Source organism: Sphingopyxis granuli, assembly GCF_001559015.1.
GTDB classification, from domain to species: Bacteria; Pseudomonadota; Alphaproteobacteria; order Sphingomonadales; family Sphingomonadaceae; genus Sphingopyxis; species Sphingopyxis granuli.
Window position 1 is genome coordinate 2791234 of the sequence record NZ_CP012199.1, and the last position, 26827, is coordinate 2818060.

Sequence of the window (26827 nt, forward strand, 5' to 3'; positions counted from 1 at the left end):
AGATCGCTTGACCTCCCCTCCCCCTTCGGCTTGACCGGCGCGCGGCACGCGGACGTGGCGGAATCGGTAGACGCAGCAGACTTAAAATCTGCTATCCATCTGGGTGTGCGGGTTCGAGTCCCGCCGTCCGCACCAGCGAGGAGAGGCAGGACATGAAGGCTGGCGGCAACGGCGCGCGGTTCGTCCCGGCCGGGCTTCTGGCCCTTTTGCTTGCCGGTTGTGGGCTGTTCGGCGAGCGCGGGCCGGTCCGCGTCGCGGCGATCGGGCCGCTGAATCCCACCGCCAATCCGGCGAACGGCGAATTGTCGGCCGCCAATGCCGCGCTGCTCGATGCGACCGCGCAGGGGCTGGTCAGCTATGATGGAGAGGGGCAGATCGACGTCGGCCTCGCCGAGCGCTGGACGGTGACCGGCGACGGGCTCAGTTATATCTTCCGCATCCGCGAGGCAAAATGGAGCAACGGCCGCAAGGTGACGGCCGAACGCGTCGCCGCGATCCTGCGCACCTATCTGTCGCCACGCAGCCGACATGTCCTGCGCGACGATTTCCCCGAGATCGAGACGATCAAGGCGATGACCGACAGCGTCATCGAAATCCGCCTCGCCGCGCCGCAGCCCGCGATTCTCGAACTGCTCGCCCAACCGTCGATGGCGATCGTCGACAAGGATATGGGCTGGGGACCGATGCGACCGAAACGGCACGGCCGCGCGATGCTGTTGTCGCCCGTTCCCGATCCGCTCGCGGAAGACCCCGAGGAGGCCGAGGAAGCCGCAAATGATCCCGCCGCCTCGATCGAACTCGTCGGAACGTCGCCCGCAGGCGCGCTGGCGCGGTTCAAGAACGGCTATGCCGACGCGGTGATCGGCGGACGCTTTTCGACGCTGCCCTATTTCGTCGCGTCGAACATCGGACGCTCGCGCCTTGTCGTCGATCCGGTTCCCGGCCTGTTCGGGCTGGCGTTCGTCCGCGCCGAAGGATTTCTGGCCACCGATGCCAACCGCGAGGCGCTGGTGCGCGCGATCCGGCGGCAGCGGCTCGTCGATGCCTTCGGGCTCACCGAATGGCAGCCGCAGATGACGCTGCGCCCGGCGCTCTATCGCCGCGACGGCGGCCCGGCGCCGCTGCTGCCCGCCTGGGCCGACTTCGATGACGATTCGCGCCTGATCCAGGCGCGGCGCGTCGTCGACCGCTGGCGCGCGGCACGCGGCGACATCGCACCGCTGCGCATCGCCGTGCCCGATTCGCCCGGCGGCCGCATCCTCTTCGCCTATGTCGCCGCCGATTTCGCGGCGATCGGGGTGCCTAGCCGCCGCGTCGATGCCAACGCCGAAACCGACCTCAAGCTGATCGACGAGGTGACGCCCAACGACGATGCGCTGTGGCCGTTGCGCCGGCTGTCGTGCCGCCGCGACACGTTGTGCAATCGCGAGGCGCAGGCGCTGATCGACCGTGCCGCGCTCAACGACGATCCCGCCCTGCGCGCGGCGCAGATCGCCGAGGCCGAGGCGGTTCTCGCCCGCTATGTCCCCTTCATCCCGCTCGCGACGCCGCTGCGCTGGTCGGTCGCGTCGCAGCGGACCACCGGACTGCGCGCCAACGCCCGTGCCCAACACCCATTGAATCGCCTGATCGCCGCCCCCACCTGATCGGACGGCGTCCAGCTTCGGGCGCTTGCTGAAAGGACCCCGATGGCCCCTTCTTCCCCGAATACCGACGCGATCTTCGAGGCGCTGATCCCGAACCGGCGCGATCCTGCGGCGCTGCGCAAGCGCGTCGAGACGCTGGAAATCATTCTCGAACGCAGCTTCACCATCCCCGGTATCAACCGGCCGGTCGGGCTCGACGCGATCGTCGGCCTCGTTCCGGTGGTCGGCGACGCGATCACCGCGGTGATGGGCGCCTATATCATCTGGGAGGCGCGCAACCTCGGCATGTCGAAATGGCAGATATGGCGGATGATCGGCAATCTGGGCGTTGACACCGCGCTCGGCGCGATCCCGCTCGCGGGCGACGCCTTCGACCTGCTGTTCCGGTCGAACACGCGCAATCTGAAGATCATCAAGAAACACCTCGACAAGCATCATCCGGGCACGGTCGTCATCGACCAGTAAGAGCGGCAACGGTCGCCCCTTCCCTCGCGGTGTGTGATGATGCTAGCACAGCATCAGCCAAAGGATGCTTCAGGGGAGATGATGATGATCCGCGCCAGCCTTGCCGCGCTTGCCCTAGCCTGTTCGCTGTCCGCCGCCGCACCGGCCGCAGCGGAAGACAAGGATCGCTGGCTGTGGCTCGAGGAGATCGAGGGGGCGAAGGCGCTCGACTGGGTGAAGGCGGAAAATGCCGCCACCGACAAACTGATCCTGTCGCGCCCCGGCTTCGAGGCGGATCGCCGGCGCGCCCGTGCGATCCTCGACGACGAACGCCAGATCGCCATGCCCGACGAGGTGATGGGCAACGTCGTCACCAACCTGTGGCGCGATGCGAAGAACCCCCGCGGCCTGTGGCGCCAAAGCCCGCTCGACGCCTGGCTGGCGGGCAAGCCCGAATGGCAGGTTCTGATCGACGTCGACGCACTCGGCAAGGCGGAAGGGAAAAGCTGGGTCTGGCACGGAGCCGACTGCCTCGCCCCCGAATATCGCCGCTGCCTCGTCTCGCTGAGCCCCGGCGGCACCGACGCCGACGTCGTGCGCGAATGGGACCGCACGACCGGCCGCTTCGTCGACGGCGGCTTCGCGCTGCCGGAAGCAAAGAGCAATGCCGCTTGGGAGGATGCCGACACGCTGCTGGTCGCGACTGACTTCGGCGCGGGCAGCATGACGGTGTCGGGCTATCCGCGCATCGTCAAACGCTGGAAGCGCGGCACGCCGCTGTCCGATGCCGTCGTGGTGGCAGAGGGCGAGGCGAGCGACGTCAGCATGGCGCCCTTCACGCTCGTCGACGGCGACAGGCTGTGGACGCTGATCCGGCGCGGCAAGAGCTTCTACACCACCGACTATCTGATCCCGAGCGCCGACGGATCGCGCTTCGTCGCCGCGCCGATCCCCGACACCGCCGACCTGCGGGACGTGCTCCGCGGACAGGCGATCGTCTTCCTCAACAAGTCGGCGGGCGCGATCGCCGAAGGTTCACTGGTCGCGATGTCGCTTGCCGACATGGCCGCGGGGCACCGGACGGCGATGGTGCCGGTGATGACCCCGACGCGCGCGCAGGCGATCGAGGAGGTCGCGGCGAGCGATAACCTGCTGTGGGTCAAGGCGCTCGACGATGTCGAGGGCAAGCTCTTCGCCGTGCGCCGCGATGCGGCGACGGGCGCCTGGTCACAGCACGAGGTGCCGCTCGCGACCAATGCGACGGTCAACCTCGTGGGCACGATCGGCAAGCGCGATATCGCGCTGGCGACCAGCGAGACCATGCTCGACCCGCCGACGCTGTATGCCATCGCCGAGACCGGCGCGCCGCAAACGGTGCAAAGCCTGCCCGCCACCTTCGATGCGGCGGGCATGACGGTCGAAAAGCGCTTCGCCACCTCGAAGGACGGAACGAAAATCCCTTATTTCCTCGTCCGCAAGACGGGCGCGAAGGGACCAGTTCCGGCGCTGATCCATGCCTATGGCGGTTTCCGCGCAGCGCAGACGCCGGGCTATCTGACCGGCCAGCCCTATCGCGCCGGGCCACTGGGCCTGTTCTGGGTCGAGGACGGCAACGCCTATGTGCTCGCCAATATCCGCGGCGGCGGCGAATATGGCCCCGCCTGGCATCAGGCGGCGCTGCGCGAGAAGCGCCAGAACAGCTTCGACGACCTCCACGCGGTCGCCGAGGATCTGGTGAAGACCGGGGTCAGCGCAAAGGGCCGGATCGCCATTTCGGGCCGGTCGAACGGCGGCGTCCTGGTCGGCGCGGCGATGACGCAGCGTCCCGACCTGTATGGCGCGGTGATCTCCGGCTCGCCGCTCAAGGACATGAAGCGCTATTCACACCTGCTCGCGGGCGCGTCGTGGGTCGCCGAATATGGCGATCCCGACAAGGCGGAGGACTGGGCCTTCATGGCGCAATATTCGCCCTATCAGAATGTGCGCGACGGCGTCTCCTATCCGCCGATCTTCCTCTACCTGTCGACCAAGGACGACCGCGTCCATCCCGGCCACGCGCGCAAGTTCGCGGCGAAGCTGGAGGAATATGGCAACCGCGTCTATTACCACGAATATCTGGAGGGCGGCCATTCGGTCGGCGCCGATCACGCCGAGGATGCCGTGCGCGCGGCGATGCTCCACGCCTTTCTGCTGCGCGAACTGGTGGAAAGGAAATAGGGCCGGAAACGCCGCATGGCGCGCGTTACGGAACCAGACTCGCGCCGCTGAGACGGACGCCGGCTACAGACGATCCATGCGAAGCCAGCGCCGATCGCCGAGCCACGCCTTCGACAGTGCCCGGTCGGCGGCGGCGGCTTCGAGCCTGCGTCCACGCGCGGACTCGCTCCGACCGAGCCCGTAAAGCGCCCAGCCGTTGTTCGGCGCCCGCGCCAGCGCGCCGCGAAACGCCTCGCTCGCCTCGTCGTACCGCCGCGCCCGGAACAGCGCCGCGCCGAGCGATTGGCGGACCGGATAATACCAGAAGGTCGGCTCCTGATAGGGCAGGCCATCCTCGATCTCGATCGCCTGCCGATAGAATGCAATCGCCTCGTCATAGCGGCCGAGCGATGCCGCGAACCGGCCGCGCGCGACCCGTTCGGCCAGCATCACCAGATCCGTCGCGGGCAGGCCCTGCTCGATCAGGTCGGCGAGCGCGCCAGATGTGCGGAGAGTCGCCAGCGCGGCCATCTCGCCTTCGAATCCGGCACGATCGCGCAGCGCGGCATAGGCGACGCCGCGCGCATAGTGGCGCATCGCGGTCGGATAGGGCAGACGCGCGTCGGGCGCGGCCATCGCCAATATAGCCTTCGGATCGGCGAACTGCGCCATCGCGAAATAGGGCGCGGCATCGATCGCCTGGATCCAGCCGATCCGCGCCGAGGTCGCGGGGTCGAGCACGCTGCGCAGGCGCCGCGCCTCGCGGACCGCGGTGCGCATGTCGCCCGCCATCTGCGCCGAGGTGACGATGAAGTGGATATTGTGCGGATAATAGCCATAGCGCACCAGACCGTCGTCGCCCGCGCTGCGGATAAAGGCTTCGTCCGCGCGCGCCGCGGCGATGTTCACGCGGATCGAATCGGCGTGCCGTCCGCGCAGCTGATAGATATGCCCCGGCATGTGGACGAGATGCGCGGCGCTCGGCGCCAGCGGGCTCGCCAGCCGGTCCGCCGCTGCCTCGGCCCGCTGCGGATCGCGCGCCTCCATCAGGTGGATATAGAGGTGGTTCGCCTGGACATGGTCGGGGTTGCGGCGCAGCACGGTTTCGATCAGCCGCACCGCTTCGCCAATGCGGCCCACCGGTGTCTTTCCGTCGGCTTCCCAATAGTTCCACGGCGTCGTATCCATCGCCGCCTCTGCCGCGAGCACCGCGACATCGTCGTCGCCCGGAAAGGCGCGCGCGACGCCGAGCATCGCATCGGCGTAACCGGCGTCGAGCGCGGCGCGATCCGCGCCGGCATCGCGCGAATAGCGATGAGCGACGGCTTCGATCAGCGCCCGCTCCATCGGCGACGCCGCGCCCCGCAGCGCCATCGCCCGGTCCATGGCATCAAGCGCCGCCGCGCGGTCGCGCTCGTCCATCGGCGCGTTGATGTTCGGCCCCAGCGCCACCGCCTCGCCCCACCAGCAGAGCGCACAATCGGGATCGCGGCGCTGCGCCTCGCGGAAGGAACGCACCGCGCCGGCGTGGTTGAAGCCGTAATTGAGGAGCAGGCCCTGGCTGAAATAGCTTCGCGCCTGCGCATCGCGGGTCGAGACGGGGAACGGCGATGCGGCAAGATCGGGATAGAGCGGAATCGGCCGCACCTGGCTGGCGGGCGCCGCTATCGCCGCCGCGACGAGCAGATTCTGCGCCAGCGCCGAACCCGCGCGCTGCACCCCGCAGCTCAGTCCGGCAAGCCGGCTCGGGTCAAGCGCGTCGAGCGCCGCGGTCGAAAAGCCCGGCAGGGGCGCGAAGCTGGCGAGCGAAAAGCCGATGCCGACGATCGCGGCCGCCTTGAACGGATGACGCATCCCGGCCCCTTCCCCCCGAAGGTGAATATCGCAGCAATCTATCACGAAGGGGGCCCGCTCAAAAGAGCGGCGGGAACATTTCAGTTGATGGAATGACGAAGGTCTTGGTGCAGGCTGCATCTCGGCCTTTCCGGCGCGCTGGAGTCGAACCTTCAACGCACGCGCGTCCCAGACCTAGTACGACGGAACATGGTCGCTTTGCATCCTTTCGCCCCGAGCCGCGGAAAGGCGGGCCGCCGTTCGCCAATGAAAGGCGAGCGACGGCCCGGAGTTTCCCCAGTGGTGGGGCAGAGAGGATCAGAACTTCTTGGCGATGCTGAACCCGATGATCCGCGGATCGAGCGTGAAGACGTTGGTGGTCAGGCCGCTGTCGTCGCTGTTCAGGAAGGCATCGGTGATCGGCGTCTTGTTGAACAGGTTCTTGACATAGAATTGGAACGCAAGGCCGCTATCGGGCCGCTCAACGGTGAGCGACACATTGGCGTTGTCCCATGATTTCAGGCGGTCGATCGCGGTGTTATAGACGCGCGCCCAACTTTTGCCCTGGCGATAATAATCGCCGCGCAGCGTGAACTCCCAGTCGTTGACCGGCAGCGTATATTGCGCGCCCAGATTGACGGTCCAATGCGGCGCGTTCGGCAGTTCGTTTCCGCCGAGATCGGCTTCGAAGCCCCGGCCCTGATTGGGCGCGTCGGTCGTCGGATCATAGGTTATGCCCATAATTTGTCCGAGAAACGAACCCGCTCGATAATCGCCTTGCCAGGACGCTCCGCATAAGGGGAAAATCACCCCCTCAGGACCAACGTTAAACAGCCCCGTTCGATGATTGACGATTTCTTCCACCAAGCTTCTGGGCGCAATGCAATTGGAAGCAACCTGCAGCCACGGTTTAACCAGCACCCAATCCGGATTGCCCTGCGTCCGGTTCATGACGTCGATGGATTTCATGCCATCGGCTATCCGCGAGCCCAAATATCCGAAATTGGCATTTGCACGAAAACGCGGCGTCGGACGCCATGCCAGCTCCAGTTCCGCGCCCCACATTGTTGCGTCGAAATTCTCGTTGAGGGCCAATCGGTCTACGATCTGGGATACCTGATAGTCGGTATAATCATAGAAAAAGGCGTTGGCGTTCAGGGTAAACTTTCCGCCGCTGAAACTATTCTTCATGCCAATTTCAAAGGCGTTGACACTTTCCGGTCGGAACGTTTCGGGAAGAGGAATAAACTGCAATAATTCCGGGTTCCCATCAATGCTCGGGGGATTGGCCCCGCCGCCTTTATAACCGCGTGCATAAGACGCATAAAGCAGAGTGCTGTCGGTGAAGCTGATATTGGGTTTCCAGTCCAGCACCGCTCGTCCTGTGAGCCTCGTCCACTTCTGCTTGATGTCGGGGGATACTCGATATCCGAAATTTACGAATCCGGAAGCAACATATCCCGCTCCCAAAAGAAGCTGCGATTTGATCGGTGTTGCGACTTTCTTATCTTCTGTCAGCCGCAACCCGGATGTGAACTTCAAATTGTCGGATAAATCCCAATAAATCTCTCCGAACACCGCCTTCGACTGCGTTTTGTTAATGTTTATGCTACGAAAATAATTATGTCCGTCCCCATCTATATTATCCAGGCTATTAGGGTCAGTATATACGCACCAGTCGAACATGCTCTGCGAAACATAATTCGAACAGTCTCTTACAGGCAAACTGCTTAAGCCGCCGGCAAATATTGCCCTGGCTGCAGCCGTAAAAAGATTATTAAATACATAATAATCTTCATTTATCTTATGCTTCAGATAATTTGCGCCAACAATGAAATTGATCGGCCCGTCAAATGAAGATTGCAGACGCAATTCCTGATACCATTGATTGCTTCGTGCCTTGACCATGTCAATACCCAGAATCGTGTCCGAAGGTCCAAGCTGGGGATCAAGCAGCATCCCGCCGGGCGTAAGCCCGACCGTTGGGAGTGGCTGTCCCAAACCGTCCACTAAGGTGGACGAATCACGAAAAAGGGGGCCAGCGGGGTTAAACCTGTTATAATCCTGCGTAGAATAATAATTGTCCCGGGAGTATGATGTTTGAGAATACAGTTTTATGTCCGGACCAACGGAAAGTTCGGCATTGAACTGAAAAACATCGTTTTTTGCACGAAATGTCGGATCATAATGGGTCGATATTTCCCTTAGATTCCGAGATTGTACAATTCCCGCATAGGGATCCTTGGTTTTATCCAATAAGTTAACAAACTCCCTTGCGCCGTTGCTCATTCGATCCCCGTAGCCTTGATTGATCACCAAGGCCGCCGCTGTGATATGGGGGAGAGCATAGCCATTCGGCACGCCATAAGCATCATCGTCATAGAGAGAGCCGGGCAGGCAACCCTGACTGAAAAAACCGCGGTGTGCAGGCCGGTCGCTGATGTCCACGCCGCCGACCGACGTTGGCCCCGGGTCTCTGGTGCAAAGCTGCTTGCCGGTCCGCGAGCGGTCGTCATTCTCATAAAAATGCTCCCAGATCGCGTTGACCTTGAAATTGTCGCTCGGTTCCCACGCCGCGCTGATGCGCGTCGACCACAGGTCGCGTCCGTTGACGCGGCGATTCGTCACCGTGTTGAAGTCATAACCGTCGCGGCTGGTCCAGGCGCCCGCCGCCCTGACGGCCAGCGTCTCGCCGAGAGGGATATTGACCATGCCGCTCGCGCGCATGCTCTTGTAGTTGCCCGCCTCCAGTTTCAGGTCGGCGCCGAAGTCGCCCGGTTCGGCGATATTGGGGATCATGTTGACCACGCCGCCGGTGGCGTTGCGGCCGTAAAGCGTGCCTTGCGGGCCGCGCAGCACCTCGACGCGCTCGACATCGAAATATTCCTGCTCGAACAGGCGATTGCGGATCAGCGGCGTGTTGTTGAAGCTGACGGCGACCGCCGGGTCGGACGCCACCGACAAGGCCTTGGTCCCGATGCCCCGGATCGAGAAATTATAGCTCGCGAAATTGCTCTTGGAAAAGCTGACGTTCGGGACGGCGCGGACCAGTTCCGACCCGCCCTCGATCTTCTGCTCGTCGAGCGATTGGGCAGAGAAGGCGGAGACGGAGATCGGCACATTCTGCACGGACTCGACGCGCTTTTGCGCCGTGACGACGATTTCCTCCGGACGATAGCCACCGTCATCGGTCGTCGAACCGCGCTCAATCGTATAGGACTCGCCCCCCGAACGCGGAGACACCACAAAGGTGTTCGCATTGACCTGACGTGCGGAGAAGCCCGTGCCCGTCAGCAGGCGGTCGAGCGCCTCTTGCGGCGTCCATTGCCCTTGCACGGCGCGCGACTTTGCCCCTGTCAGCCGCGCCGGATCGAACATCACCGACCGGCCGCTTTGCCGTCCGAACTGTTCGAGTGCCCGCGCCGCGTCCTGTGCCGGAATGTCGAACGGCTTGCGCTCCGCCGTTTGCGCGAAGGCCGGTGAAAACGGCAGGGCCAGCGCGGCGAGCGACGCGCCGCTCATTGCGGCGGCGGCCAGTCTGCGACTCAAATGATTGTGCATATTCATACCCCTCCCTTGCGGGGCTGTTGAGCGCCCCTCCTAAACAAGACGAGGAGATTTCGGACCTCCGAACGGCCGAAGGCAAAATAGTTTCAGTTTCGCTCCGCCCCGGCCCGCCAGAGCAATCGCACGGTCCCGGCGCTCTCCGGCTTGCTCTCCACCGGATAGAGCGCCTCGATCGCCGCCAGAAAGTCCTTGCGATCGGCGGTCGGGAAGACGCCGGAGACCTTGAGCGCGCCGACGCGGGGATCGTCCACGACGAGCTGGACGGTCGAATAACGGTTCACTTCGCGCACCGCGTCGCTCACGCTATCGTCGCGAAAGATCAGGATTCCCCGGTTCCAGGCCGTATCGCGCTCGACGTCGCCCGACGATACAGCCGCTTCGCCCGCAGCGGGCGCGACAAGCTGCTGCCCCGGCGACAGATCGGTGCGGGCGAGATTGGGCAGGATGCGCGCCAACCCCGCGCGCGCGACCGGATCGACCCGGACCCGCCCCTCGACCAGCAGCACCTTCACCTGACCGTTCGTGTCGAGCCGGACGTCGAAGGCCGTGCCGAGCGCGGTGATCTGCCGGTTCCCCGCGCGCACGATGAACGGGCGATTTTCGTTGTGCGCGACATGGAACATCGCCTGCCCCTGCAACAACCGGACTTCGCGGCGCGCGGGTGCGCCGTAATCGACCTCGACGAGCGAAGCCGTGTTCAGCGCAACCCGCGACCCGTCGGGCAGCATGACGTCGCGGCGTTCGCCGACGGCGGTTGCATAGCGCCGGACGTTTTCGACCTCGGCGATATCGGTTGGCGCCACGGAACTGCCGACACGGCTGACGATCCCGGTGAAGGCAAGGACGAGGCTTGCCGCGATGGCGGCGCCCAGGAACCATCGGCCCCGCGTGGGCCGCCGCGCCTGCTGCGCCTTGGCGAGCGCGGCCTGACGCATCGCCCGGACCTCGGGCATGGTCGCGAACGCTCCGATGCCCTCGACGCGCCAGTCAATCTCATGCCAGGCGCGCGCATTCTCCTCGTCCTCCAGCCAGACGAGAAAATCCGCGTCCTCGGCGAAGCGCGCAGGATCGATCTGGCGGCGCGTCGCCCACCAGATGGCGGCATCTTCGGGCCGCTCGGGCGGCCGTTCGGCTCTGAGCAGTCTCATGGCATCTGTTCCCTTAGATGCGCCAGCACGCGGCTGATATCCTTTTCGATCTGTCGCTGCGAAAGGCCGAGCGCGACGGCGATCTCGCGCCCGCTCATATCCTCGAAGCGATTGAGGATGAATACCGTGCGGAGCCTTTCGGGCAGCATGTCCATCGCCTCGACGAAGCGCTGATAGTCCTCACGGCCCATCGCTTCCCGTTCGGGGGAGATTTCGTCGATGAGCCGCCCGGACGGATCGGCAAAGCCTTCAAGGCCGATATCGGGACGAACCTGCTCGCGCCGGAAACGATCGCGCAGCAGGTTCGCGGCGACCTGGAACACATAGCCTTCGACATTCTCGACCGGATCGTCGTTGGCGCGCTGCGAGAGCCGGGTGAACACATCCTGCGTCAAATCCTCCGCTTCGGCCGCATCGCCGATGCGGCGAAGGAAGAATGCGTGAACCGCATTCCTGTAGCGAAGCGCAATCGCTGCGACATCGCGCCGCCCGTCCCGTTCCCGTCGCATCATCATATCCGTTTGTCGTATCATAAGACGGGCGATCTGGCGGGTTCCGAACGAGCCTAGTGCGCTTTCTTGCCGGGAAGCGGCACGACATTGCCAGCGCCAGCCGCCCCGCTCGCACAATAGCGTCCCCATGCGGCCATCAGCTTCACGCGCGCGCCTGGCTGATCGGGAGTGCCGAGATAGGTGGTGCGGCGATAGGCAGCCTGCACCGCATCCGGCGTCTTGTGGGCCAGTGCGGTCTCGATCACGGCATCGGCAAAACTCTCGTTCGCGGCCCAGTCGGTGAAGGCGGAACGGAAGCCGTGGAGCGCAGGACTTTAAGCAGCGTTATGTCCGACATCGGCTTGCCAGCCAAGCCGGGAAAAACGACATCACTTTCCGCCATCCTGAACGTCGCCGCCTTTGTCAGCACCGTCAGCGTCGCGTTGGAGAGCGGAACAATGTGAGCCTTGTTGTTCCGCTTCATATGATTGTCGGGAACCGTCCATAAACGGCTCTCAAGGTCAAATTCGATCCATGTGGCAAGCCGCACCTCCTGCGAGCGGACGGCGCATAGAATAAGCAACTCCAGCGCCAGCCGCCCAAATGAGGGTTTGCGCCCAAGCGCGACCATGAAGCTAGGCACCGCGACATAGGATATGGTCTTGCGGTTTTCGCGTTCCTTCACCTGCCGGGGCAGCCCACGCCCGGCTTTCAGGCTTCCGTTGCCCGATGGGGCTTCGGTCGAACGCTAGCCCTTGGCGTGGGCGTAATCTAGCACGGCGCAAATCCGGTTGCGGACTTGGCCGGCGGTTTCGGGAATCCCCTGCCAGATCGGCGTCAGCACGGCGATGATGTAGGCCGTGATGCCGCCGGTCGGAACAACACCCAGTTTTCGCGAAAGCGTAATTTTCCAGACTGGCGAGCCACTGGCGGGCATAGACGGCGCTTTTCCAGCCCGCCTTGTTCTCGGCATGATATTGGCGCGCGGCCTCGCCGAACGTAACTTTCGCGACGGCTTCGTCTTTCCGTTCGGCCAGAACGTCGCGCCGTTCCACCTTGACCGCTTTATGCAGTTCCCTCGTCTTCTCGCGGGCCGCCACCAGCGTGAGCAACTTGGCGCTGCCCAGACCGATGTCCTGCCGCTTGCCATCGCGCTGAAGCCGTAAAAGCCAGTAGGCTCCGCCCCGCTTGTCCACCCCTGAGCACAAGCCCGCCACCGTCCTGATAGGTGCCGGGAATCGCCAAAGCTGCCTTGACTGCAACCGCTGTGAGCTCGCCCATCGCTTACTCCCACATTTTGACACCGCTTGCGGGAGACGCACGGTATGGGAGTAAGTCAATTTACTCCCACATCCCTCCCACACTTGCATCCGGTTGCAGGCAAGCGCCAAGGGACGCGAGCGGACGGCGGGAGCGATAATACGCTAGGTTTTCTGAGATTTCTAGGGACTTCTGGGGACGCCCTCGGATAGGAGGGTGGTGGACAGGGCTGGATTCGAACCAGCGTACGGGAAACCCGGGCAGATTTACAGTCTGCTGCCTTTAACCACTCGGCCACCTGTCCATGGGGCCCCTGCGGGGAAGCGGTGCCATGGCGAAACGAGGCTTGCCTGTCAATGGCAGTCGTGGGAAAGGCCGCGCGGCTATGCGACAAATTTCCCGTCATCGCCGCCCGCAGGGCGGCAATCCGCGCGGTCAGGGCGTCCGGCTTTGGGGCCGGCACGCCGTGCTGGCCGCACTCGCCAATCCCGAGCGCCGCGTCCGGCGCATATGGGGCACGCGCGAAGCGCTCGGTCAGCTCGACCTGCCGCCGGTGGTTCCGATCAGCTATGCCGATGTCGCCGACCTTGCGCGACTCGTCGCGCGCGATGCGCCGCATCAGGGGCTGGTGATCGAGGTCGATCCGCTCGACGATATCTTCCTCGCCGATATATTGCAGGCCGAGGTCGATGCCGACAGCCGGCGCCCGCTCATCCTGCTCGATCAGGTGACCGACCCGCACAATATCGGCGCGGTGCTGCGCTCATCCGCGGCCTTCGATGCCGCCGCCATCATCACACAGGACCGACACAGCCCGCCCGAAAGCGGCGTTATCGCGCGCGCTGCATCGGGCGCGCTCGAAACCGTGCCGTGGATACGCGTCGTCAATCTGTCGCGCGCGCTCGAGGAGATCGCTGAGGCGCAATATTGGCGCATCGGTCTGACCGGCGATACCCGGACGACGCTCGGTGAGACACTCGACGGCAGCAAGGTCGCGCTGGTGCTGGGGTCGGAGGGCGACGGCATGCGCCACAATGTCGTCGAGCATTGCGACGTGCTCGCGCGGCTACCGATCTCGCCGCGCATGGAAAGCCTGAACATCTCGAACGCTGCGGCGGTCGCACTCTACGCAGTTGCCACGACGGCGGCCTGATCATCGTCCCGGCAAAGACCGGGACTGCTACCGCCGTACAGAATGCCAGAGGTCCCAGCTTTCGCTAGGGCGACCTTCGGTCTCAGTCCTCTTCGGCGATCCGCACCCGCAGACCGTCGAGTTCGGCGGTGAAGGGAATCTGGCACGACAGGCGCGAATTGCCGTCGCGATCGCTCGTCGAATCGAGCAGGTCGTTCTCGTCCTCGCTCATCGCGGGAATCGCATCGCGGTTGCCTTCTTCGACATGGACATGACACGTCGCGCACGAACAGCAGCCGCCGCACAGCGCCAGCAGTTCGTCGAAGCCCGCATCGCGGATATTCTCCATCACGGTCAGGCTGGTATCGCCTTCGATCTCATGCTCGGTCCCGTCACGCGTCACGACAATCAGCTTGGCCATGCTCATCCCCATAATTTTCGAGTCGGCTGGCCTATGTCGCGCGTTGCACGGCAAATCAAGCGCTGCTAGGGAAACGATCGGAACAAAAAGGGAATATCGAATGGGCCTGAGCCACGAGCAGCTGACCGCGGGAATCGACGCGCTGGCGGCGGTCGAACCGAATTTTGCGCGCGCGCTGGGCAACGCCGGCTATCCCGAACCGCGCATCCGCGAGCCCGGCTACACGACCTTGCTGCGCACGATCGTCGGCCAGCAGGTCAGCGTCGCCGCCGCCAATTCGATCTGGAACAAGCTGGAGGCCGGGTTCGGCGAAGGCTGCCCGGCGGACGTGATGGCCGCGGCCGAGTTCGACGCGCTGCGTGCCTGCGGCCTGTCGGCGCAAAAGCAGAGCTATGCCAAGAGCCTCGCGCAGCTCGTGCTCGACGGCGCGCTCGATTTCGACGCCCTGCCCGCCGACGACGAAGAGGCGATCGCGTTGCTCACCAAGGTCAAGGGCATTGGCCGCTGGTCGGCCGAAATCTACCTGCTCTTCGCGGAGGGACGTCCCGACATCTGGCCCGCAGGCGACCTTGCGGTGCAGGAAGCGGTCGGCCGCATCCTGTGCCTTCACGCGCGGCCGAGCGAGAAACGGGTACGCGAACTCGCCGAACCCTGGCGGCCGCACCGCGGCGCGGCGGCGATCTTCAGCTGGCACTGCTATAACATGGACGTGATCTGACGTCTCTGCCCCTACCCCAAAAGCCCCGTCAGGATGCGCATTGCTCCAACGCCTGCGTTACCGGTTTCAGATTGTTCTCGCGGTCATATTCCGACAGCGTTCCGTCCTTCTGATAGGCTTGCATGATGGCCAAGGATTCGCGCAAGGCCGGGCATTGCAGATCCGGGCGTCCGAGTGCGGCATAGACTCCAGCGCCATCTTTCAACCCCACGGCGAGATGCAGCCGAGCACCCTTGTTGCCGCCACTCTTGGCGGCCAGCGAACGGCGAATGGCGATCGCTTCCTGCGCCGCGGCGATCGCCGCCGGACCGTCGCGGCGCGCGCCTTGTATCTGGGCCAGCACCATGCCGGTCAGCGCCACCGATTCGGGCCAACCCGCATCCTTGGGGTTCGCCGCCTGCTGCGCCCGCGCGAGGCTCTGCCCTTCGTTGATCGTCGTCAAAGCGTCCTCCAGCCGGCCGGCGACGCGGTACATGTCGCCCAGCGACCAGAGCGATGCGACCAGCTTTCGGACCGTGGCGGGGTCGCCCTCCGAGGCGCGAACGATATCGCGGTTGAGGGCCACCGCTTCGCGCATGCGCGCGATCGCCTGATCGGGCTTGTCGGCATAACGATAGACTTCGCCGCTCTGGCGCAACAGACCCGACAGGGCAATGCGGGTGGCCTGCTCGTCGCGAAGAGCCGGCGGCATCGCCTGCACCAGCTTGATGCCTGCTTCGTAGGTCGCCCCCGCCTTCGGCAGATCATTGTCCCAGCCATAGCTGTCGCCCAGATACAGATAGGCACCAGCTAGGGCGCCGGCGCTGCGCGGCGTCTGCCGCGCCAGCCCGCCGAGAAGCCGCTGCGCCTCCTGGGCCTGCGCACGCGCGACCTTGGCGTCGCCGTCGCCGTACAAGCTTTCTCCGGCCGCGGTCGCCAACAGGTGGCCGAGCGACAGGGATATATCGTCGCGGCGCGGATAGTCGCGATGCAATTGCCCGAGCAGGTTCAGCGCGTGCTGCCGAAGCCGCTTCCCCTCCTCGCGCTTGCCCAGCGATCCCCCGCCGGTGAAGCCAATCAGCTTCGATAGGCGGAAATAGCCCTCGCCCACCTCCAACCGCACGTCGATCGGCGCGTCGCGGTCCGCGGCCAGCTTGTCGAGATAGGTCTTGCCGCTATCGGCGAGCAGCAATTTGGCATCGGTCGTTCCGGGTACCGCGTCGATGGCGTCATAGGCGTCGAACAGCAATATCTTCGCCAGGGCGCGCACATCGTCGAACCGGGCCTCCGCGCGCAAGCGGGCGTCCTCGGCACGGGCGTTGGCGACCAACACGGCGATCAGCGCAGCCGTCAACCCCAGCAGCGCCGCCGATGCGAACGCAACCGGCCACCGATTGCGCCGGACGAATTTGGCGAACAGATAGCGCTTGCCGCCGCCATATGCCGACACCGGCCGGTCGGCGCGCCAGGCTGCGACGTCCCCGCGCAGCATCTGCGCGGTCTCGTAGCGCTTGCCGGGATCGGCCTCCGTAGCCTTGGCGATGACGGCATCGAGTTCCGGGGCGCGTTCGGTGCCATTGACGAGGAACGCCAGCACCTTGCCGAGCGAATAGATGTCGACCAGCGTCGTCGCCTCGCCGCCCGTCATCCGTTCGGGCGCGGCGTAGCCGGGAGTCAGGCTGAGCGTGGCCAGCGACGGGCCGACGCCGGCGCGGTCCTGCCACAGCGCCGATACTGGCTTGGCGATGCCAAAATCGATCAGTTTGGCGACGCCGTCGCGCGTCACCAATATGTTGGACGGCGTGATGTCGCGGTGGATGATCAGGTTGCGATGGGCGAAGGCCACCGCGTCGCACACGCTTTCGAACAGATCGAGCCGCCGGTCGAAGCCGGGCTTTTCCTTCGACAGCCAATCGCCCAGCGAATCCCCGTCGATATATTCCATCACGATGTAGGGCAGGCCGCCGTCGGTCTGTCCGCCGTCGAAAAGCCTTGCGATATTGGGATGACCCAGATCGGCCAGCGCCTGGCGTTCGTGCTGAAACCGCTCAATCAGCGCTTCGGACAGCAGTCCCGGTTTGATGAGCTTGATCGCGACGACGTGGTTGAAATCGCCGCCGACCCGCTCCCCCTTGTAGACGGTGCCCATGCCGCCTCGACCGATGACGTCGATGATGCGATACTGCCCGATCCGTTCGGGAACCGGTTCGTCGTCGATCATCGACGCAGCCATGCCGGTCTGCAGACCGGGGTCGGCACTTGCGGCCAACAGCGACTCAAGCCGCGCGCGTAGTTCGGGTTCCCCTGCCGTTCGCGCATCGATCCACGCAGCCCGTCGCTCAGGGGCAACCGCGAGCAATTCCTCGAAAAGCCGAAGCACCCGTATTTCGCGTTCGCGCTCGTTCATGCTGATCCCCTCGATCTCGCCCGGGTCGATCCTAGTATATTTTCGCGGCAGGTCGATCCTTTGGATCGCCCTGCGTCCCGGGATGGGAACACCAACGAAAAAGGCCGGGCGGAGCATTCCCCACCCGGCCTTTCGGTCTCTTGCGACGCGAAGAAGTTATTTCTTCGCGGCGGCTTTCTTTGCCGGAGCCTTCTTCGCCGCAGGCTTGTCCTCGACCGCCTTGGCGGGCGCCTTTTTCGCAGCCGGCTTGTCATCGGCTTTGGCGGCAGCAGCTTTCTTCGCCGCCGCCTTCTTGGTGGGCGCGGCTTCGGCGGCCTCTTCCTTCACCGCTTCCTTCTTGGCGGCGGGCTTCTTCGTCGCCGCCTTCTTGGTCGGCTTAGCGTCGTGATCATGGTCGTGGCCGCAGCCGGGACCGTGGACATGCCCGTCGTCATCGGCCTCGATCGCCGCTTCCAGTTCGTCGCGGGTCACTTCGCGATCGCTGATCTCGGCCTTCTCGAACAGGAAGTCGACGACCTTGTCCTCGTAAAGCGGCGCGCGGAGCTGCGCGGCGGCGAGCGCGTCCTGCTGGATATATTCGACGAAGCGCTGGCGATCATCGGGACGATACTGCTGTGCCGCCTGCATCACCAGCCGCTGCATTTCTTGCGCGCTGACCTGAACCCCGTTCGCCTGCCCGATCTCGGACAGCAGCAGGCCCAGACGGACGCGACGCACCGCGATCGCATGATATTCGTCGCGATCCTTCTCCAGCTCGGCCTTTGCCGCCTCGGGGTCTTCCTCGTGGCTCGCTTCATGTTCGAGCTGCTGCCAGATCTGGTTGAATTCGGCCTCGACCATCGTCGGCGGCACTTCGAAATCGTGACTCGCCGCGAGCTGATCGAGGAGCTTGCGCTTCATATAGGTGCGCGTGAGCCCGTTATGCTCCTGCTCGACCTGATCCTTCATCAGCTCTTTGAGCTTGTCGAGGCTTTCGAGACCGAGCGACTTGGCGAACTCGTCGTCGATCTTCGTGTCGGCGGGAACCTTCACTTCCTTCACCGTCACAGCGAATTCGGCGGGCTTGCCCTTGAGATTCTCGACCGGATAGTCCTCGGGGAACGACACTTTGACGGTCTTCTCGTCACCGACCTTCACGCCGACGAGCTGATCCTCGAAGCCGGGGATGAGCTGGCCCGAGCCGATTTCGACCGCCATGTCCTCACCCGTGCCGCCGTCGAAGGCGACGCCGTCGACGCTGCCCGCGAAATCGATGATCACCTGATCGCCGCTCGCGGCCTTCTTCGTCTTGGGGGCGTCCTCAAAGCGCTTCATCTGCGCGGCGAATTCCTCGATCTTCGCCATTACCGCCTTGTCGTCGGCGGGGACAGTCAGCCGTTCGAGCGTCAGCCCGTCGATCGACGGCGCCTCGATTTCGGGCAGCACCTCGAGCGCGACGGTCAGTTCGGCATCCTTGCCGCGCTCGTAACCGTCGGCGAGGGTGACCGCGGGCTGCAGCGCCGGGCGCAGCTTCTGCTCCGCCATCAGCACCTTGACGCCTTCGTCAATCGCCTTGTTGAGCGCATCAGCGGACAGCGCCTCACCATGCATCTTGCGGATGAGGTTCGGCGGCACCTTGCCGGGGCGGAAGCCGGGCATGCGCACGGTCGGTGCGATGCTCTTCACTTCGTCATCGACCCGCGCGTCGATGTCATTCGCGGTGATGATCAGGCGATACTCGCGCTTCAGCCCTTCGTTCAGCGTTTCGACGGTCTTCATTGCCTTGGTCTTATCCTTGCTCAAAATCTCGTAACGATGAACCCCGCCCGAAGGGCAGCGTTCCCCATATCCCGATCGAAGCTCGCGGAGGTGGTGCGGGCGAAGGGACTCGAACCCCCACATCTTGCGATACTGGTACCTAAAACCAGCGCGTCTACCAATTCCGCCACGCCCGCAGGAGCTGTCGGCCGGGTGCACGAAATCGCGCGCTGCCGCGCACGCCCGTGCGGGCCGCGCGGGGCTATAGCAGACGGGACGCCCAGGGCAAGGGCGAACGCCGCCTTTTCCCATGGATGCGGGGGAACGGAACATGGCATCATCCCATTCGTTGAAAGGACAAGGAGATGCATGATGGCGACCAATCCCGACCCGTTGCCCAAACCCAAACCCGATACCATCGAGCCGCAGGCGCCGCCCGAGCAGCCGGTGCAGCCGAACCCACTGGAAGACCCGGCCGGCCGGCCCGTCGAATTGCCCGACGGCCCCGGCGGCGGCGATCTCGACCAGCCCGGCCGGGGTCCCGACGAGTTGCCACCGCAACCCTGACCGGCCCGCCAATCCGGCCTTGACCCGCCCGCCGACTATCCGCACGGTAGGGGCGGGAGAGACGCATGACATCCAGAATCCGGGCCACCGCCCTTTTCGCGGCGCTGCTCGCGCTGCCTGCGACTGCACAGGAACGGCCGACCATCTATCGCGGCGGCACGATCATCACCATGGACGGCGACGCGCCGCAAACCGTGTCGGCGGTCGTCGCAAAGGGCGGAAAGATCCTGTTCGCAGGCGACGAGGCGCGCGCCCGCCGTGCCGCCGGCAAAAAGGCCGAGGTTCACGACCTGCACGGCGCGACCATGCTGCCTGGCTTCATCGACGCTCATTCGCATTTCGGAATCGCGATGCAGATGGCGGGCGGGCTCGACCTGTGGGACACGGGGCTTCCGCCCGTCACCAACATCGCCGCGCTGCAGGGCGTTATCCGCGACCATATCGCACGCCATGGAATCGCGAAGGGCGACTGGGTGGTGGTATGGCAATATGACAATGAGAAGCTAACCGAAAAGCGCCACATCACCCGCGCAGAACTCGATGCGGTGTCGCCCGATCACAAGATCGTCGTGCTGCACCAGTCGCTGCACGCGCTCGTCGCAAACAGCGCCGCGCTCACCGCGGCTAGGCTGACCGACGCAAGCGAGCCACCCCCCGGCGGCCTGATGCTGCGCGATGCCGAGGGGCATCTGAACGGCGTGCTGCTCGAAAAATCGACCTTCCTGATGCTCGCCGCGATGCCGCAGCTCACGCCCGAGCAGAAGCTCGAACGCCTCGTCGCCGCACAGCAGCGTTATTTCGCCGAAGGCTACACCCACGCGCAGGACGGCGCGACGATGCCCGCCGACCTTGCTTTTTTCACCGGCCCCGACGCGAAGGCCCAGTTGAAGATCGATCTGGCGCTACTGCCAATCTACATGGGGCTCGACGCGCTGTTGGCGCAGCCCGACCTGCACTTCGGCACCTATGACCGGCATGTGAAGCTGCAGGGGATCAAGGTCATCCTCGACGGGTCGGTGCAGGCGCGCACGGGCTATTTCACCCGCGATTACGAGCGCGGCAGCCCCGACGGTATCCATCCGTGGCATGGCCATCCCGCGATGGACCAGCCAGCGTTCGACGATCTTGCCCGCAAGGTGACGACCCGCGGCTGGCAGCTGTTCGTCCATGCAAACGGCGACGCGGCGATCGACATGGCGATCAGGGGATTCGACGCCGCGGGAATCACCGCCGCCGACGACCGCCGACCGGTCGTCATCCACTCGCAGTTCCAGCGCCCCGATCAGCTCGCCGATTATCGGCGCATCGGCGTCGGGCCCGCCTATTTCTCCAATCACGCCTGGTATTGGGCCGACGTCCACCGCACCAACTTCCCAAAGGAGGTCGTCGATTTCATCAGCCCTTTCCGGTCAGCACGCGCCGCAGGGCTAATCGCATCGAACCACAGCGATTTCAGCGTCACGCCGCTCGACACGCGCTTCATGCTGTGGACGTCGATGGCTCGCGTCTCGCCGACCGGGGTGGTCAGCGGACCCGACGAACGGCTGGGCGCCTATGAGGCGCTCCAGGCGCTGACCACCGGCCCCGCGTGGCAGGCATTCGAGGAGGATCGCAAGGGCCGCATCAAAGCGGGCTTACTCGCCGATTTCGTCATCCTCGACCGGAACCCGCTGACCACCCCGGTCGACGGCATCCAAGCCATCAAGGTGCTGGAGACGGTGAAGGAGGGCGAGACGGTGTGGGAGGCGAAGGCCGGCTGATCCCGGCTAATCCCGCAAACCGGAAAGCATCGACACGATAGCGGGCGGCATCAGGCCCGCGGAAACGACGCCGTCCATTGGGCCACTGCCGCGCCAAGGACTTCCATAGGCAACGGCCCCGAGGCCAGGACCATATCGTTGTAGGCCCGCAAATCGAATCGGGATCCCAGATCGGCCCGGGCCTTCTCCCGCAGGTCCACGATCTGCTGCTTGCCGACCATGAAGCTGCAGGCCTGCCCCGGATAGACGCAATATCGGTCGATTTCGCGCTCGGCCGCGTCGCGATTCTCGCCCGCGTTGGCGACCATCCAGTCGATCGCCTGTTCGCGTGTCCAACGCGCATGGTGGATGCCGGTATCGACGACCACGCGACAAGCGCGGAACAATTGCCCCTGAAGATAGCCGATACGTCCCGTCGGATCGTCGTCATAGGCACCGATCTCGGCCGCCAACTGCTCGGCATAGAGCGCCCAGCCTTCCGTCCAGGCCGAGAAGCGCACCGTCCGACGAAACAGCGAAAGCTTGCCCGCTTCCTTCAGGATGCTGGCCTGAAAATGGTGGCCGGGGATACCTTCGTGATGCAACAGCGTGGGAATCCGCCACAGGGCGTTCTCTTCGACCGACCGAAGGTTGATGTAGATGACCGATGGCTGGGCCGGATTGCTGCTGGCGCTGTAGAAGCCGCCTGGCGCACCTTTCTCGATCGCGGGTGATACCCGCCGGACCTCTATGGGAAGATCAGGCACGAAAGCGAACCCGCTAGGCAGGAGGTTTCTTATCCGAGCCAGACGCGCGGTCGCATAATCGATGATCTCCCGTCGCCCCGCATCGCTGTCCGCCTTGAGGAAGCGCGGGTCGCGGTCCAGCGCGCTCATCCGCGCGGCGACGCTGCCTTCGGTGAGCCCTTGCGCGCGTAGCAGGCGATCGATCTCGGCGGTCAGTTCCGCCACCCACGTCAGCCCCAGCCGGTGAAGCTCCGCCGGCGCGTAGCCGGCCGTGGTGTTGGAATGGAGACCCGACGCGTAATAAGCCTCCCCGTCCGGCTTTGCCCACACGCCGGCCCAATCGGCGGCACGCGGACGCAGAGCATCCAGCGCCGCCATCTGGCGGGTAAGCGCCGGCGCGACCTGCGCGGCGAAGATCGCCGCGGCACGACTTTCCAGATCGTTCAGGCCGGCGGCACGCGCGCGGGCCACGGCAGGCCCGATCAGGGGATTCGAAGCAGCGGGCATATCGCGCAGCGTCGCGATCTGCGCCACCGTCTTGGCGAGAATGAAGGCCGGTGGCACGACGCCAAGACCGGCGTCATGGGCGATCTGCTCCGTTTCCTGATCGAGGGCGACCGCCAGTTGCCGCAGCTTGTCGAGATATCGCTCGGCATCCGCTTCGTTCGTCAGGGGGGAGCGACCGGCGATGCCGTCCGGCAACCAATAATAGGCCCCGTTCATCTGGCTGACGACATAGGGGCTGGGGCGCAGATTGATGTCCGAGAAACCGTAGCGCCCATATTGATCGTCCATGGCCCCATAGACGAAACGCGCGGTGTCATAGTCCAGCGCGGCCGCGGGCGAGAGGGCGGAGCGATCGACGCCGTTCAGTTCGACCAGGCGCGCCGCATTGGCCCGGCGTGCCCGCGCACGCGCCGCGAGGGAGTAATCGCCTAGCCTGTCCGGTCCGCCCTCCTCGTCCCGCAAGGCTCGGGCGTGCCTCTCGAGCATCGCGGCGAGACGGACATCGGCGGACGTTCCCGCCGCACGGCCCGCAGAGGCGCAGCCGGTGAGAGAAAAAGTGGCACCCAGCGCAGCCGCACCGGCCAGAAGATCACGACGACGCATCAGGCGGCGCTCCATTGTTGAACTAGGGCGTCCAGAACCTCCATCGGCAGGGGGCCGGACCGCAGGATGAGATCGTTATAGTCGCCAAGGAAGAAGCGCGACCCCATGGCGCGTCGCGCTGCCTCACGCGAGGCGCGAATCTCGCTGCTTGCCGACCATGAAGCAGCAAGCCTGCCCCGGATAGACACAATAGCGGTCCACCTCGCGCGCGGTGGGTCCGGGCAATTCGCCGACCGTATCGACCATGAAGGCAATAGCCTGTTCGCGGGTCCAGCGCTCGTGATGGATACCGGTATCGACAACCACACGTCCCGCGCGCCAGAGCTGGGCCTGCAGATAGCCAATCCGCCCGAAGGGGTCGTCTGCATAAGCGCCGATTTCGTCCGCCAGCGCCTCGGCGTAGAGCGCCCATCCTTCGGTCCAGGCCGAGAAACGCACCGTGCGCCGGAAAAGCGAAAGGCCGCCCGCGTCCCTCAGCACCGCTGCCTGAGTGTGATGGCCTGGCACACCTTCATGGTGAACCAGTGTCGGCAGGCGCCAGGACGGCAGGTCGCTGGGCTTCTTGAGGTTGAGCAGGACCGCGCCGGAAGTACCATCTCGCGGACCGTTGTAGAAGGCGATGGGCGAACTGTCCTCGCTGGTCAGCGGCATGCGCCGGACCTCGACGGGATCATCTACGAAATGGTCGAAGGCGCGGGCGGCGCGCCCCCGCGCGGCGGCCAGATAAGCCTTGGCCTGGCGATGGACTTCAGCCCGGCCCGCGTCGGTGTCCGGCTGGATGAAGCGGGCATCCGTATTCAGTGCCGCAATGCGCTCGCCGACCGAGCCGCGGGTCAGGTTCAGGGCACGCAGGTCGTGGTCGATCTCGGCGCTCAGCTCCCGCACCCATTCCTGCCCCATGCGGTGCAGATCGCCCGGCGCGATATTGGCAGTGGTGTTGGCGCGAAGCGAGGAGGCATAGTTCGCCTCGCCGTCGGGTTGGGCCCAGACCCCGGCCTTCGAGGAAGCGCGGGGCATCAGTGCCTGGAGCGCCTGAGCCTGTCTGTCGAGTGCCGGCCTCATCAGGCGGTCGAAGCGCTCGGTCGCCTGCGCACCGACCGTGCCCGACGCCGCGATAGCGGGCGCCAGAAGAGGATTGGCCACGGGCGCGCTGTCCCGCAGCGCACGCAGTTGGGACAAAGTCGCGGCAAGGATAAAATCGGGCGGAACGACGCCCAGCCCGGCATCATGCGCGATGCGCTCGCTTTCCTCGTCGATGCCCCGAGCCAGGGCCTCGATATTGTCGAGATAGGCGCGGCGATCTTCCGCTTCTGCGCTGGCCCCACCCGTGCCGAGCCTGGACGGCAGCCAGTAATAGGCGCCGTTCATCTGGCTGACCACATAAGGGCTGGGACGCAGGTCGAGGTCGACCGTTCCCGGCCGTGCCAACTGGTCGTCGAGAACCCCGTAGACGAAGGCTGCCGTATCGTGGTCGATCCGTGCGGCGGGTGACAGCGCGCCGTGGCCGATCCCGACCAATTCCTTCATGCGGGCCGCATTCTCGGCATGCGCCCTCGCACGATCGGCCAGCGACCGATCTCCGACCGGATTGCCCGGCTCCGCGCCAAACCGACGCAAGGCGTTCGCATGACGCTCAAGCAGCGCTTTCAGCCGGGCATCGGCGCCTTCGCTCGCGAACAGCGGCCCGGCGCCGGTCCCGACCATCGCGATGCCGGCGGCGGCGCCCAGGAGTATCTGCCTTCTGTTCATTCCCATCTCCGGCCGGCGGCGGCCCTCAAGCAGATGCCAGCCAGCGATCGACCTTGGCTTCCAGCACATCGAGCGGCAGGGCACCGGTATCGAGTACCTGGTTGTGGAAGTGGCGGATGTCGAAGCGGCTGCCCAACTTTTCGGTCGCGCGGCGCCGCAGTTCCTGAATCTTCAACTCGCCGACCTTGTAGGCGCTCGCCTGCCCAGCATTGGTGATGTAGCGGTCGATCTCGACCACCACGTCGCGCGGCGCCATGGACGTGTTCGTCATCATATAGTCGATCGCCTGCTGCCGCTCCCAGCGCAGGGCGTGCAGGCCGGTGTCGACCACCAGACGCACGGCGCGCAGCATCTCCATGTCGAGATGGCCGAACCACTGATAGGGATCGGTGAACAGGCCCAGCTCCTTGCCGAGCGACTCCGCGTACCGCCCCCACCCCTCGGTGTAGGCCGTCGCCGGCGCTAGCCGGAAGCGCAGCATGTCGGGCAGGCTTTCATCTTCCTGCACCAGCGACGACTGATAATGATGGCCGGGCACGCCCTCGTGAAGCTGGAGCGTTTCCAGCGTCGGGATCGGACGCGTGTTGAGCATCGCCATGTTGAAATAGAGCACGCCCGGTTCAGACGCGTCGGGTGGCCCGGAGCGGTAATAGCCCGTGCCGCGCTGATCCCCCAGCGCCGGCAGCGGGCGCACCTCGAACTCCGCGCGCGGACGCCGTGAGAAGAGGGTGGGCATGTTTTGCCAGACTTTTGCTTCGATCCTCTCGAAATGGTCGATAAGGTCTTGAGGTTTGGTGTAATAAAAACTGGGCTCGGTGCGGATATGTTCGAAAAAGGCGTGAAGATCGCCGGTGAAGCCGGCGGCCTGACGCGCGCCCTCCATCTCTTCGAGAATGCGCGCCACCTCGGACAGGCCGACGCGGTGGATCTCCTCCGCGCTCATCGTCGTGGTGGTGTGCCGCACCAGATCGGCCGCATAGACCCGGTCGCCGTCCTTCATCGACCACAGGCCCGCGCCGGCGGCGGCGGTGGGCAGATAGTCGTTGCGCAGGAAGGTGCGCCACTGGTCATAGGCCGGATAGGCACGCGTCTCGACCGCCTTGCGATAGGCGGCCTCCAGACGCGCGCGGTCCGCGGCCGCGATCGATTCGGGAAAGCGGGTGACGGGCGAATAGAGCGGGTTCTGCTCGACCGGCAGCGCCAGGAACGCCTCCACCTGCTTCAGCACATTGTTCACCACGACCTTCGGCTGGTGATAGCCGTCGGCCATGCCCTGACGCAGGCGCGCGACCGTGTCGTTCATGAAGCCCGTGAAGCCGTCGAGCTGTTCCAGCGCGATCTCGTAATCCTCGACGCTCGCCAGCGACACGCCGGCCGACATATAGTCCGGAAACTCCACATGCAGCCCGAAGGAGGCGTTCAGGGGCGCCTTGCGCCGGATGGCGTTGACGCCGCTGTCGAACTCCCCGACCGCCTTTTCGGCCTGATAGCGGAACACCTCATAGGCGATCTGGTCGCCCTCCGGCAGCGCCGCCCGGTCGATCCTGGCGAGGCCCGCGAGTTCGGCGCGCTTGTTCGCTTCGAGCCGGGTGGCATAGGCCTCCCCCTGCGGATCGACGAACACCGGCCCCAAAGGGCGCTTCCCGCGGCGGGCAAGGCGCATGGGGTTGAGGAGATCGTCGGCCTGCTGACTGTCGCGGACCAACTGGGCGAAGCGTTCCCGCGCGGCCGGCTGGCCAAGCGCCGCTGCGACCGGCGACCGGGAAATCAGGGCCAGAGAGGCTACGCCGGCGGCTCCCGCAAAGAGTTCACGTCTTTTCATCGTCCGTCCTCGTTCCTTGTTCGCCCGCCCCAAGGCCGCGCGGTTTTTCCAGATGGGCGGATCGTGCGCCCATATCGTCACCCCACCATAGCCATCCATGGTGAAGCGGCGACAG

At 65.0% G+C, this 26827-nt stretch carries 20 protein-coding genes, 3 tRNA genes and 1 pseudogene; 8 read left to right on the forward strand and 16 right to left on the reverse strand.

Translation table 11 applies throughout. The features are described 5' to 3' along the window. The first annotated feature begins 48 nt into the window (after window positions 1-48). From SGRAN_RS13025 to SGRAN_RS13040, 4 genes are all read left to right on the forward strand, one after another. Window positions 49-135: transfer RNA gene (locus SGRAN_RS13025), tRNA-Leu, on the forward strand. A 17-nt stretch (window positions 136-152) separates the two neighbouring features. Further along, window positions 153-1646 (forward strand): ABC transporter substrate-binding protein, encoded by a 1494-nt coding sequence (locus SGRAN_RS13030; RefSeq protein ID WP_067184282.1) that lies wholly within the window; start codon window positions 153-155, stop codon window positions 1644-1646. 42 nt (window positions 1647-1688) lie between these two features. After that, window positions 1689-2111 carry a DUF4112 domain-containing protein gene (locus SGRAN_RS13035; protein WP_067184285.1) on the forward strand — a complete coding sequence of 141 codons (423 nt, stop codon included), beginning with the start codon at window positions 1689-1691 and terminating at the stop codon, window positions 2109-2111. Between the two features lie 84 nt (window positions 2112-2195). Then, window positions 2196-4307, forward strand: a complete 2112-nt coding sequence (locus SGRAN_RS13040; protein ID WP_210434242.1) for a prolyl oligopeptidase family serine peptidase — start codon at window positions 2196-2198, stop codon at window positions 4305-4307. Between the two features lie 63 nt (window positions 4308-4370). Here the strand turns inward: SGRAN_RS13040 and SGRAN_RS13045 are convergent, their stop codons facing one another. The 9 genes and pseudogenes from SGRAN_RS13045 to SGRAN_RS13070 form a co-directional block, all read right to left on the reverse strand. Further along, window positions 4371-6140, reverse strand: a complete 1770-nt coding sequence (locus SGRAN_RS13045; RefSeq protein ID WP_082737245.1) for a tetratricopeptide repeat protein — start codon at window positions 6138-6140, stop codon at window positions 4371-4373. Window positions 6141-6437: 297 nt separating this feature from the next. Then, complete coding sequence (locus SGRAN_RS13050; protein ID WP_237233501.1) at window positions 6438-9686, reverse strand: TonB-dependent receptor domain-containing protein; 3249 nt, start codon at window positions 9684-9686, stop codon at window positions 6438-6440. Window positions 9687-9772: 86 nt separating this feature from the next. Continuing rightward, a complete protein-coding gene (locus tag SGRAN_RS13055; RefSeq protein ID WP_067184289.1) occupies window positions 9773-10834 on the reverse strand; it encodes a FecR family protein in 1062 nt (353 codons plus the stop codon). Beyond that, entirely contained in the window at window positions 10831-11475 is a 645-nt protein-coding gene (locus tag SGRAN_RS23260) for an RNA polymerase sigma factor (protein WP_082737246.1), read from the reverse strand. The genes SGRAN_RS13055 and SGRAN_RS23260 overlap by 4 nt, the downstream gene beginning before the upstream one ends. Then, on the reverse strand, window positions 11400-11591 hold the full coding sequence (locus tag SGRAN_RS23020; RefSeq protein WP_237233503.1) for a hypothetical protein: 192 nt from the start codon (window positions 11589-11591) through the stop codon (window positions 11400-11402). The genes SGRAN_RS23260 and SGRAN_RS23020 overlap by 76 nt, the downstream gene beginning before the upstream one ends. Next, a complete protein-coding gene (locus SGRAN_RS23025; protein WP_237233504.1) occupies window positions 11588-12010 on the reverse strand; it encodes a tyrosine-type recombinase/integrase in 423 nt (140 codons plus the stop codon). The genes SGRAN_RS23020 and SGRAN_RS23025 overlap by 4 nt, the downstream gene beginning before the upstream one ends. Window positions 12011-12073: 63 nt before the next feature. After that, window positions 12074-12475 carry a phage integrase central domain-containing protein gene (locus tag SGRAN_RS23265; RefSeq protein ID WP_404950375.1) on the reverse strand — a complete coding sequence of 134 codons (402 nt, stop codon included), beginning with the start codon at window positions 12473-12475 and terminating at the stop codon, window positions 12074-12076. Next, window positions 12405-12695: pseudogene (locus SGRAN_RS23270) on the reverse strand (hypothetical protein); the annotation flags it as partial. The gene SGRAN_RS23265 and the pseudogene SGRAN_RS23270, both read right to left, overlap by 71 nt. A 107-nt stretch (window positions 12696-12802) precedes the next feature. Further along, window positions 12803-12889, reverse strand: a tRNA-Tyr gene (locus SGRAN_RS13070). Between the two features lie 81 nt (window positions 12890-12970). Between SGRAN_RS13070 and SGRAN_RS13075 the strand changes: the two genes are divergently transcribed. Then, complete coding sequence (locus SGRAN_RS13075) at window positions 12971-13738, forward strand: TrmH family RNA methyltransferase (RefSeq protein WP_067184294.1); 768 nt, start codon at window positions 12971-12973, stop codon at window positions 13736-13738. Between the two features lie 82 nt (window positions 13739-13820). On the opposite strand, the gene SGRAN_RS13080 is transcribed toward SGRAN_RS13075, so the two are convergent. Then, window positions 13821-14138, reverse strand: a complete 318-nt coding sequence (locus SGRAN_RS13080; protein ID WP_067187076.1) for a 2Fe-2S iron-sulfur cluster-binding protein — start codon at window positions 14136-14138, stop codon at window positions 13821-13823. 100 nt (window positions 14139-14238) lie between these two features. Between SGRAN_RS13080 and SGRAN_RS13085 the strand changes: the two genes are divergently transcribed. Then, on the forward strand, window positions 14239-14856 hold the full coding sequence (locus tag SGRAN_RS13085) for a DNA-3-methyladenine glycosylase family protein (protein WP_067184296.1): 618 nt from the start codon (window positions 14239-14241) through the stop codon (window positions 14854-14856). Between the two features lie 28 nt (window positions 14857-14884). On the opposite strand, the gene SGRAN_RS13090 is transcribed toward SGRAN_RS13085, so the two are convergent. The 3 genes from SGRAN_RS13090 to SGRAN_RS13100 form a co-directional block, all read right to left on the reverse strand. Further along, entirely contained in the window at window positions 14885-17242 is a 2358-nt protein-coding gene (locus SGRAN_RS13090; RefSeq protein ID WP_172709649.1) for a serine/threonine-protein kinase, read from the reverse strand. Between the two features lie 156 nt (window positions 17243-17398). Next, entirely contained in the window at window positions 17399-19000 is a 1602-nt protein-coding gene (gene tig, locus SGRAN_RS13095; RefSeq protein ID WP_067184301.1) for a trigger factor, read from the reverse strand. 91 nt (window positions 19001-19091) lie between these two features. Further along, a tRNA-Leu gene (locus SGRAN_RS13100) sits at window positions 19092-19176 on the reverse strand. 175 nt (window positions 19177-19351) lie between these two features. Between SGRAN_RS13100 and SGRAN_RS13105 the strand changes: the two genes are divergently transcribed. Both SGRAN_RS13105 and SGRAN_RS13110 read left to right on the forward strand, forming a co-directional pair. Then, window positions 19352-19546: a hypothetical protein gene (locus SGRAN_RS13105; protein WP_067107446.1), complete on the forward strand. Its 195-nt coding sequence runs from the start codon at window positions 19352-19354 to the stop codon at window positions 19544-19546. A gap of 65 nt (window positions 19547-19611) precedes the next feature. Continuing rightward, window positions 19612-21306, forward strand: a complete 1695-nt coding sequence (locus SGRAN_RS13110; RefSeq protein WP_067184303.1) for an amidohydrolase — start codon at window positions 19612-19614, stop codon at window positions 21304-21306. A 50-nt stretch (window positions 21307-21356) separates the two neighbouring features. On the opposite strand, the gene SGRAN_RS13115 is transcribed toward SGRAN_RS13110, so the two are convergent. The 3 genes from SGRAN_RS13115 to SGRAN_RS13125 all read right to left on the reverse strand — a co-directional run bounded on the left by SGRAN_RS13115 (window position 21357) and on the right by SGRAN_RS13125 (window position 26712). Then, on the reverse strand, window positions 21357-23141 hold the full coding sequence (locus SGRAN_RS13115; RefSeq protein ID WP_237233506.1) for a DUF885 domain-containing protein: 1785 nt from the start codon (window positions 23139-23141) through the stop codon (window positions 21357-21359). A gap of 123 nt (window positions 23142-23264) precedes the next feature. Next, window positions 23265-24890, reverse strand: a complete 1626-nt coding sequence (locus SGRAN_RS13120; RefSeq protein ID WP_067184307.1) for a DUF885 domain-containing protein — start codon at window positions 24888-24890, stop codon at window positions 23265-23267. Between the two features lie 25 nt (window positions 24891-24915). Continuing rightward, on the reverse strand, window positions 24916-26712 hold the full coding sequence (locus tag SGRAN_RS13125; RefSeq protein WP_067184309.1) for a DUF885 domain-containing protein: 1797 nt from the start codon (window positions 26710-26712) through the stop codon (window positions 24916-24918). Between the last annotated feature and the right edge of the window lie 115 nt (window positions 26713-26827).